Annotated in this window: 4 protein-coding genes; all 4 read left to right on the top strand. The window is 38.7% G+C overall.

Annotated elements, in window-relative coordinates; genetic code table 11:
* On the top strand, nt 1–153 hold a 153-nt coding region (locus ACN6OV_RS00915), incomplete at its 5' end, for an alpha-hydroxy-acid oxidizing protein (protein WP_427948851.1).
* A 230-nt stretch (nt 154–383) separates the two neighbouring features.
* The gene (gene dld, locus ACN6OV_RS00910; protein ID WP_191731130.1) at nt 384–2,084 is read left to right on the top strand and encodes a D-lactate dehydrogenase; all 1,701 of its coding nucleotides are present in this window, start codon (nt 384–386) and stop codon (nt 2,082–2,084) included.
* Nucleotides 2,085–2,847: 763 nt separating this feature from the next.
* On the top strand, nt 2,848–6,021 hold the full coding sequence (locus tag ACN6OV_RS00905) for a type VI secretion system Vgr family protein (protein ID WP_427948849.1): 3,174 nt from the start codon (nt 2,848–2,850) through the stop codon (nt 6,019–6,021).
* 15 nt (nt 6,022–6,036) lie between these two features.
* Nucleotides 6,037–10,914 carry an RHS repeat-associated core domain-containing protein gene (locus ACN6OV_RS00900; protein ID WP_427948847.1) on the top strand — a complete coding sequence of 1,626 codons (4,878 nt, stop codon included), beginning with the start codon at nt 6,037–6,039 and terminating at the stop codon, nt 10,912–10,914.
* The last annotated feature ends 106 nt before the right edge of the window (nt 10,915–11,020 follow it).

Raw genomic sequence — 11,020 nt, 5'->3', positions numbered from 1 at the left:
TTTGTATACGCACTTGGTGCTGCCGGCGGTGCTGGGGTAAGTAATTTACTAGATTTGATTGAGAAAGAAATGCGTGTAGCAATGACATTGACTGGCGCAAGAACCATTGCAGATATTACATCGGATTGCTTGGTCAAGTTAGAGAAAGAATAAGCCATTTAATTACTCACATTAGTAAATCTTTACCAGCGTTCCTTTAAAGAAAGAGATTCTTATCCGAATAATTCAGGTAAACAAAGCTTCCTTTTGAAAAAGGGGCTTCGATGGATTATAAAGAATCTCTTCTAATCTTCACTTGTGCTGAATTTTAAAGCCGTGTTTTAAAAGATACCTGGGAGAGAAAATTATATTATTTGGGCATTTATAAAATAGAAGACTTAAAAATGATAAACACTCAATCCTCTTCTCAACAGACTATTCAAAAACTAATTGATATTGTTGGTAAAAACAATGTGCTGACTCATGAGAAAGATACTCGTTTGTATCGCCAAGGCCGCCGTTACGGTACAGGAAACGTCTTAGCTGTCGTTGTTCCTGGGACATTGGTCGAACAATGGAAAGTGCTTGAAATAGCGGTAGATGCTGGTTGTATCGTAATCATGCAAGCCGCTAATACAGGACTCACAGGTGGCTCAACTCCATTTGGCGATGATTATGATCGTCCAGTATTATTAATGAGTACCCGTCGTCTAAGGGGAATTCAAGTAATCAATGAAGGTAAGCAAGTCATTTGTTTACCAGGTGCGACTTTGGATCGTTTAGAAAAAGAATTAGCAGTTTTTAATCGTGAACCTCATTCAGTCATTGGTTCATCTTGTATCGGTGCTTCAGTTTTAGGCGGCGTATGTAATAATTCCGGTGGAGCATTGGTGCGTCGTGGGCCTGCGTACACAGAACTTGCATTATATGCGAGAGTGAATGATCAAGGCTCGCTTGAATTAGTCAATCATTTAGGTGTGAATTTGGGTCATTCTTCTGAGGAAATCTTATCGAATTTGGAACAACAAAAATATCAAATTGCCGACATCGAAAATGAGAGTCAGTGCTGTGCATCAGACCATGGTTATATTAAAGATGTGGCGAAAATTGATGAAAACACGCCGGCACGTTTTAATGCTGATCCATCCCGTTTATTCGAAGCATCGGGCTCAGCGGGTAAAGTCTGTGTGTTTGCAGTGCGTTTAGATACGTTTGAGAGAATTTCAAGCCAAGTGTTTTATGTGGGGAGTAATCACCAAGAAGATTTAACCAAAATCCGTCGTTTTTTACTGAAAGATTTGCCGCGTATTCCTATTGCTGGTGAGTATATTCATCGTGTTGCTTATGACATTGGTGCTGAATATGGTAAGGATACTTTTATGTTTATCGAGAAGTTCGGTACAGCCAAAGTGCCTGCTGCGTTTGCGATGAAAGATAAAATAGATGGTTATCTTGAAAAAATGAAAATGCGAGGTCTTTCTGATAAATTTCTGCAATTGCTGACAAAATTTCTACCGTCACACTTGCCGAAGCGTATGAATGCATTTCGAAATTTATATGAGCATCATTTGGTACTACGTATTGAAGATCAAGATGTTGCTGCGGTAGAGGCATTTTTAGAAAGCTACTTTGATCATCACGAAACTGGTGATTATTTCCTTTGTGATGAAGATGAAGGGCGGAAAGCATTTTTACATCGTTTTGCGGTCGCAGGTGCTGCAATTCGTTATCGAGATACGCACCGATCAGAAGTTGAAGATATTGTTGCATTGGATATTGCACTTCGCCGTAATGATCGTGAATGGGTAGAAACTTTACCTAAAGAAATGGATGAGCAGATTTTACATAAACTGTATTATGGACATTTTTTATGTCATGTATTCCACCAAGATTACATTGTTAAAAAAGATGTTGATCCTTTAGCTATGGAACATGCAATGTGGCGTTTGTTAGATAGCCGTGGCGCTGAGTATCCAGCAGAGCATAACGTTGGACATTTATATGTGGCTAAGCCTGCGCTGAAAAATCATTATGAAAAACTTGATCCAACCAACAGTTTTAATGTCGGTATTGGACAGACATCTAAGCTTAAAAATTGGAAGTAACAGAAAATATTTTTAATGCATCGTATATTGGTAATAAACAGCCTAAAATAACGGTATCTAGGATATATAACCCTAAACCCATTTAAGCCAATGATTTCTTAATCTGAATGGTTGGCTTATTGTGAGAGCATATAGAGATGCACAGATACCACTTAAAAAGCCCTTCATACTACGGACTCTACTCGTCATTAAATTGTATTACCCTTTTAATAAACTGAATGATATTGATTTAATTTATTTTTTAAATCATCAATGATTTCAAACATTGCCTTGTCCCTGTATATGTCTAAAAGAATAATACATCAAAAAAACAATATGTTATAACATAGTATTTTATAGTGCGCTCAATGTTAGTATAATTCAGTGTGCCATTTCAAATCCTGAATTTGGATTTGAACAAGATTTGAAGGTGAATCAATACACTAAATCTAATTTGGGTCAAAATTGGGTCAATGAATTTTTTTATTCATTAAAATATATTTGAAATTAAGTAGTTAGTGTTTGAGTTCAATTGACGCCACCTCCAAATTGGAATGGATCAATGCTTTTGGAATAAGATATTTGTCCTTCATTATTATTTTTAGAACTTAATGAGATTATTCGGTGTCCCTCCTTAATGAAATAAAAGTGTTAAAGATAATTTAGACTAAGGCCTGCAACAAAAAGAGACACAAAGTGTCGCTTAAATATAAATCAATATAGACTTAACAAGACCGAATTTAGTAAAATTGGCCACAGATTAAACCTACAAAAACTAAATAGAATGCCCAATAATATTTATGCTGAATTAGAGCAACTTGGACTTACCGCACAAAAACGTGCAATACACGTACAGTTTAGTAACGGCACGCTCAACGACCAAGTCTTCCTTCAGCGTATTGAAGGCACGCATGAATTAAATAGGGGTATTCATTTACAACTCATCTGCCTTTCGACCTCAGCGAATATACCTTTAAAGCAGTTCATTGGTGCACAAACAGCAATTGATATTGTCAACGACAAATCCGAACTCAATCGTATTTCTGGTATTGTGACCAAAGCCGATATTGGTGCAAGTGATGGATCGCTCACGATTTATCGCTTAACCGTAGAGGACCCAACAGCACTCTGGAAACACCGTCGAAACTCACGCGTGTTCATGAATAAGTCTGTGGTTGACGTAGTGCAAACCATCTTCTCTGAGTGGCAACAAAAAAGTCCATTATTTGCTTCAAGTCTGACATTGGATAAAAGTGGACTCACTAAAGACTACGATATTCGTCCATTCATCATGCAGATGAATGAACGGGATATAGACTTTGTTCAACGGCTTCTCGCATCTGAAGGTATTAACTGGTTAATTGATGAAGCACAACTGAAAGTCTCCAGTTCAAGTGAACAAATTCAACCCCAAAAACTCCGTTTGATTGATGATAATGCCCAGTACAAAGCTTTGGATCGACGTAATATTCGCTTCCATAGAAGCTCGGCAGTAGAACAAACTGATTCGATCACCAATTTTATTGGACGGCGTAGTATTCAACCGACTGCGGTTCACATCCAACGCTGGCAAGCTGATGCACTCGAAACCGAAGAAGGCGCAGGCTCAATACAAAGCAAACACAGCCATAGTGAAAACCAAGACAACGCAAGCCTTGGCTTAGAACAGGCATGGCACTTTTCCCCTGCATGGATACAAGACCTCAAAGGTGAAGATGGTGCAACCAAATCAGGCAATAGTCAGATTGAAAAGTTTAATGAAAACCTGAGCAACTACTACGACTCACAAGCCAAACAATTTACTGCAACCTCAACCGTGCGTGATGCACAGGTAGGTTACTGGTTTGAATTCAATGAACACCCAGAAATTGATGAACATGATGGCGCGGATAAAGAATTCCTAATTACTGCTAAATCCTTTTATAATCAGAATAATCTTCCCAAAGACTTAACCGATCAAGTCACAGCCTTGCTTAAACAAAGTAATTGGCAACAAGTTGATATTCAAACCAATAACCAAGATGAACGTCAAGCTAACAACCTCGTATTGCAACGACGTAATATTGCCACCGTTCCTGAGTATAATCCTCTCACCCAAAGACCAACAGTACATCCCATGCGTGCCAAAGTTGTGGGTTTAAGTGGAGAAGAAATTCATGTCGATGAATGGGGACGCATCAAAGTTCGATTCCTATTCACCCGAAATGAAGATAATACTCATGATGGTGGTGCAGGCTCAAACGACAATGACACCGATTCCGCTTGGGTCGATGTACTGACGCCATGGGCAGGTGAAGGCTATGGAGCAAGATTCCTACCTCGTGTGAATGAGATTGTTGTCATCGACTTCTTTGATGGCAATATTGACCGCCCTTTTGTCATCGGACGTATTCACGAAGCACAACGTAGTCCAACCAAATTCGATAGCAAAGGCAAACTACCTGATACCAAAAAACTGGCAGGTATTCGTTCTAAAGAAGTCAAAGGTGAAGGCTTTGGGCAACTACGCTTTGATGACACTACAGGACAAATCAGCACCCAACTGCAAAGCAGTCACGGTGCAACACAACTTAACTTAGGTAAGTTGAGTCATCCTAAAGACAAAGCTGAAAGCGAAGATCGTGGTGAAGGTTTTGAACTGCGTACGGATCAATGGGGTGCAGTCCGTGCAGGGCAAGGTTTACTTGTAAGTACCTATAAACAAGACCAAGCCAAAGGTGAACATCTTGATGCTGAAATTGCCAAGAAACAACTGGAAGGCAGTCAGACCAACAGCAAGGCTTTAAGTGACATTGCCAAAAACCAAAAAACCGATGAAATCGAATTAGTTGAACAACTGAAAGAATTTGCTGAACAGCTTGAACAAAAGATCGCGAAATTTAAAAAAGCGATACTTTTACTCAGTTCACCTGATGGTATTGCATTGAGCACACCTGAAGATATTCATCTCTCTGCGGATGCACAAATCAACCAGATTGCAGGCGATAGTATCAACTTCAGTACGCAAAAGAACTGGATAGCACAAGCACAAAATAAGCTCAGCTTATTTGCTGCGCAAGGTGGGATCAAAGCTGTAGCTGCACAAAGTAAAGTTGAAATACAAGCGCAGTCGGATGCTTTGAATGTATTGGCTAAAATGGGAATTACCATTTCTTCGACAGATGATAAAGTGGTGATTAGCAGTCCGAAAGAAGTTCAGATCACAGGTGGATCTTCTCAAATCACTTTAAATGGTTCAGGGATATTTCAGAAAACAGGTGGGAAGTTTGAAGTTAAGGCTGGGCAGCATGTATTCCAAGGTGGGGCGAGTGTTAGTGCTAAATCTAGTTTACCTCCACCGCCGAAACGTGCTCAGGGTATCTTAGAATTGATTCATGACTATACACATGGCGAGTTCGTCAAAGCTGGTAAATACACAGTTACAGATACTTTAGGTAAAGTGGTCAAGGGTAAACTTGATGACAAAGGTTTTGCCCGTGTATCTGGATTGGCTGCTGGTGCAGTTAAAATTAACTTTGAAGATGATAAACGTGATCCTTGGGATGTAGCGAGTGATTTTAAACGTGAAGTTGAGTGGCCAAATAAAAATGATCCTGATTTAGCAGAAACAGCTTCAATTTTAGAAAGTGTAAGTAGAAAAGCACAATCTGCTTTAGGTGATTTTGCTAAGCAACTCAAAGATCCTAAAAGTTTGATGAAAAATATTGAATTAGCTAAAAAAATTAAATCAGATGGTGCAAAAACGCTGCTTCCGATGATCAATAGCCAAGCTCAAGGGCTAGTTTCAGAAACAATTTCAAGTTTATTGCCGATTACACAATCAAAAGGTGGTTTGATGGCAAATATGGGGGGAGGCTTTATCGCCTCACAAACTAGTGGGTCAAACCTGACGAGTATAAGTGGTATTGCTCAAAATAACTTACCTCAGTATTTAAAAAGCCCTTTTGATAAAAATTGATAGAGAATAAATAGAATGGCTCAAGCTAAAACAGAAGTCGTAAAACCACTTAATGAAGTGGCAATTGCAGATATTAATAATTCTAAGCAAAAAATTGATAAGTGGTTAAAAGATCATACCCATCAACTTGTGGGATTAGACCTTGTTAGTAATGTATTGGGTACAGTTCCAATTATTGGCAATGTCATGGCTGCAATTGATGTGGTGACTGACATTCTTCATATTTATGATAAGGGCTATCAAAAGGCGGATGTCTTTGATTGGACAACCGTGGGTATTGATTTAATTGGTGTTGCTCCTGTTCCTGGTACAACAGCTATTCGTACTTCAGCTCGACCAGCTTTATTCTTAGTCCGCCAAGAAGTTAAAAGAGTTGGCAAATCTGCACTAACTGAAGCTGTTATCACAGTCATTGGTAAACATCTTAATGATCAAGTTGCAGGAAATATTGAGAAGTTTTGTAAAACAGGATTGACACAACTTAATACAATTTTAGGGAAATGTGGGGATACCATACAAGGAGCTACCACTGAAATTAATGGTGGTATTACTCGCGTTGTAACACAAGGTAAAGTATTTACCAACGCAGGTTCTAATCTAACGCGAGCACAGCAACAGGCGGTAGGTATTGCAAAAGGTTTGCAAAGCGGAGACCTGACTCGTGCAGGAAAAAACCTTGTATATATGACAGAAAATTGGGGTAAAGCATTATTTAAATCCAATGTAAATAATAATGCAAAAGTAGTTTCAATGTTGGTTCCCCAAAATTTAAAACAACCTGTTTTAAATGTAGGTGCAACAATTGGTAAAGTCGGCGTAACCGCCAATCAAAAAATCAGAAAGCTTGGTAATAAAGCAGAACCGCAAACGATAGGCTGGTTATTTGAAGTCCTAAGAGTAGGTGCAGGACGTTTCAGAAAGAATAATAAGTCAGCCCAAGTTAAAGCAACACAGACCACACAAGCAAAGAATGATAAAAATAACGCTAAATTAGAAAAATCAAGGAATGAACATCAGGCAACAAATAATGCCAATCAATGTAAGAACTGTAATGGCAGTACTGCAAAATCTATCACCTTCGCAATGGGTACAGAATTTTTAACGCATGCCGATGCTCAGATTCATTCTTTAATTCCTGAAATGTTGATGCGTTCTTACGTTTCTAACTTATATCAATACGATGATTCAATTTTTGGTGCACGTTGGACTACACCATTTAGCAGTAAAATTGTGCCTTGTACCCAATATAATGAAAAGAACCCTAAAGAGAATACGGTTTTAAAGGGATGGGAATACATTGGTGTAGATGGACGTCCAATCAAGTTGAAAGAATTAAAGGTTGGGCAAAGTTTTTATGATGAGGTAGAGACATTTACTTACACGGTCGTCTCTAATGAAATTCGGGCAATTACTTTTGGTTCAAATGAATCACGTTATTATCAAAAATATAACAATGAATATCGACTTACATCAATAGAGCGACAAAATGGATTTAGTGTCGGATTACGCTATGACCATGTATTTGACGATCAAAGTTATTTGTCAGACATCATTTTTAAACAAGACCAAAAAGTTTTAGCACATCTCGCATTACAATTAAATCAATATGGCTTGGTAGAAGCGGTATGGTTAGTCGAAGATGGACAACTTAAACGACAACTCTCCGCCTATGTTTATAATGATCAACGCGATTTGATTCAAGCAACCAATGAATTTGGCGCATCATACCAATATACTTATCAGCATCATCTTCTAACTCGTTATACCGATTTAACCCAACGTGGTATGAATCTGAAATGGGATGGGAAATTACCAAGCTCAAAAGCGATTGAAGAATGGGCAGATGATTATAGTTCAGCTCGAAAACTGGAGTGGGACGAAAATGTACGTGTCACCTCAGTAACGGATGTTGAGGGAAATGTTACTGAACATTATTACGGTATCACTGGTTATACCTACCGTATTATTTATCCTGATAATTTACAAGAATGGTTCTTTAGGGATGATGCTAAAAACATTACCTCTCATGTAGCCACAGATGGAAGTGAAACAACATACTCGTATGATGAACGCGGTAATGTTTTAACGACAACCCAAGCTGATGGTGCTACCAGTTATTTTGAATACGATGACAAAGACAACCTCATTGGTATGGTCGATGCTGAACAAGGTCGTTGGTTTAGAGAGTACGACGGTTCAGGAAATTTAATAAAAGAAATTGATCCGCTGAAACATGAAACTGCTTATGCCTATAATGGGATGGGTTTAGTGACATCAATCACCGATGCCAAAGGTGGCTCTAAAGCCCTGAAATACGATGATCAGGGCAATTTACTCAGCTATACTGACTGTTCAGGCAAAGAAACAAAATGGCAATATGATGAACGTGGGCGTGTTAAATCCGTAGAAAATGCTCTAAAACAAAAAGTTGAATATTTCTATACAGAATTTAGTATTGAGAAGCGTGAGTCAATCATCAAAGGCTTACCTTTAAATGCCTTCGGTCAGCTTGAAAAAATCAAACATGCTGATGGGACTGAAGAACATTTTGTCCATGATGCTGAAGGACGTTTATTAGTCCATATTGATCCAAAGCAACAGCAGACACGCTATGAATACGATGCAGCAGGTTTAATAACCAAACGCATCGATGCATTAAACCATACGCTAAAATATCAATGGGATCGTTTAGGACGCCTAAAACGATTGACGAATGAAAATGGTGCAAGTTACAAATTTGTTTACGATGCTGGCGGTCGTTTAATTAAGGAAATCGATTTCGATGGCAAAGAAACAATTTATCATTATGATGAGTTAAATGGTCGACTCACCACAAGTATCGAGGTTGCGTCAGCTTATGGACAAGATTTAAAAGACCGTGCAGCACCGAAAGACCGAATTCAACAATTCATCTTTGACAGTATGGGACGTTTGGAACAACGTACCGCAGGCTATGGGCACTATGGCTTAGAACTAGAAGAGAAACAGACTGAAGAATTTGCTTACGATTACATGGGACGTATTCTGCATGCCAAGAATGCAGAAAGTAACCTACAATGGTTCTACGATGCTGCGGGTAATGTGATCAAAGAACACCAACAGGATTATAAGAGCAACACAACAGCGGTATGGAAACACAGCTACGATGAAATCAATGATCGAATCAAAACTATTCGACCAGATGGACAAAACATTGATTGGCTCACCTACGGTACAGGTCATGTACAAAGCCTGATTGTCAATGGACAGGATTTAGTCAGCTTTGAACGAGATGATTTACATCGAGAAATCACAAGACACTACGCCAATGGCATCAGTCAAGAACAACAGTTTGACCTTGCAGGACGCTTACACAGCCAAATCATGCTCAATGAACATGACAATGGCTACCAAAGCCAGTACAGAGAAAAGAACAACCAACAGAACAATGCACTGCAACACACCAGTCAATTGGTACAACGACTGTATCAATACGATAAAACAGGTGAATTAACAGCCATCAAAGATACTCGTCGTGGCAACATTGCCTACAAATACGATCCAGTCGGACGCTTACTTGAATCCAGCAGTAAACTCGGTAAAGAAACCTTTAACTTTGACCCTGCCAATAACATTATAGATCGTTACAATGATGACAAAGCGCAAAATCATGACCAAAGCCATCAACAACAAACAGAAGAAAAAGGCTATGGCTACAATCGCTTAGTCAATAATGTTGTCAAAGAATACCTAGATCAACAATACCAATATGATGCGTATGGACAACTCGTTCGACAAAAATCTACACAAGGTGACTTAAATCTTGATTGGGATGTGTATGGACGCATGATCAAGAGCCGTAACAACCAATACACCGCAGAGTATCGTTACGATGCTTTAGGACGAAGAATACAAAAGAGTAGTAAGCACCACCATACAGGTGATGAACATAACATCATCTACGGATGGGATGGTGACACACTGGCTTATGAGTCAACGGAACACGCCACCAAACATTACATTTACGAAAAAGACAGTTTTGTACCCATGCTACAGGCAGTCTATCAAAGCCCGATAGAATTGCACCAAACACCTGATTGGTCAGAACAACCGTATAGCGTACATCGTGACCCACTTTGGAAAACCACCAAGCAAAGCAAAGGCTTTGATGATGTATGGTTCTATCACTGTGACCATTTAGGCACACCACAAGAAATGAGTGACCATACAGGTGCAATCATTTGGAAAGCTGAATATAAGGCGTGGGGTGAATGTCGAACTGAAAAAGTCAAATCAAATTTCTTTGAAAACTCAGAAATCATCAGTAATAACATTCGTTTCCAAGGTCAGTATTTCGATCAAGAAACAGGTTTACATTATAACCGCTACAGATATTATTCACCTTATGTGGGACGATTTGTTAGTAAAGACCCTATTAGTTTATTCGGTGGTATAAATTTATATCAATATGTTGATAGCCCTATAGGCTGGGTAGATCCATTTGGCTTACGTCGTAAAAGAGGTAGTGATGCTCCAAGACATGGTCCAGCAGCAGTAACTAAAGTAAATAATCGTATGCCTATCAATTCGTGCTTTGCTGGTAAAACGATGATGGGGAAAGATTTGCCTGTTGGAGTTAGAGGAAAATATTCGCATGGAGTGCCATTCAATTCGAAGGGCTTTCCAGATTTTTCTAGGTATGCTAGAACGACAGTAAATATTGGTTCTTTTACTAAGGATGATGCAGACTTTAGAAGTGCGAATGCAAAAATAGGTTTGGCAGGTAAAAAAGCACCTGATAATTTTGTATGGCACCATACAGACAAGGATGGTATTTTACAATTGGTTCCAAAAGATATACATGATGCTGTCAGACATACAGGTGGTGCAGCAATTTGTGGTATTAGAAAATAGAGATATATATGAATTATAGAAATATTGATTTTGAAAAAATTTCAAAAAGTGAACAACAGCTTCAATCATTGTCATTAATTGGAATTAATTATGATAAAAGATTAAA

Origin of the sequence: Acinetobacter sp. (assembly GCF_050285345.1) — a bacterium.
Classification (GTDB): domain Bacteria; phylum Pseudomonadota; class Gammaproteobacteria; order Pseudomonadales; family Moraxellaceae; genus Acinetobacter.
This window is presented reverse-complemented; position numbering and strand designations above follow the sequence as displayed.

Coding starts and splice junctions, on each gene's coding strand:
- dld (WP_191731130.1), top strand. CDS start 384: ATGATAAACACTCAATCCTCTTCTCAACAGACTATTCAAAAACTAATT.
- ACN6OV_RS00905 (WP_427948849.1), top strand. CDS start 2,848: ATGCCCAATAATATTTATGCTGAATTAGAGCAACTTGGACTTACCGCA.
- ACN6OV_RS00900 (WP_427948847.1), top strand. CDS start 6,037: ATGGCTCAAGCTAAAACAGAAGTCGTAAAACCACTTAATGAAGTGGCA.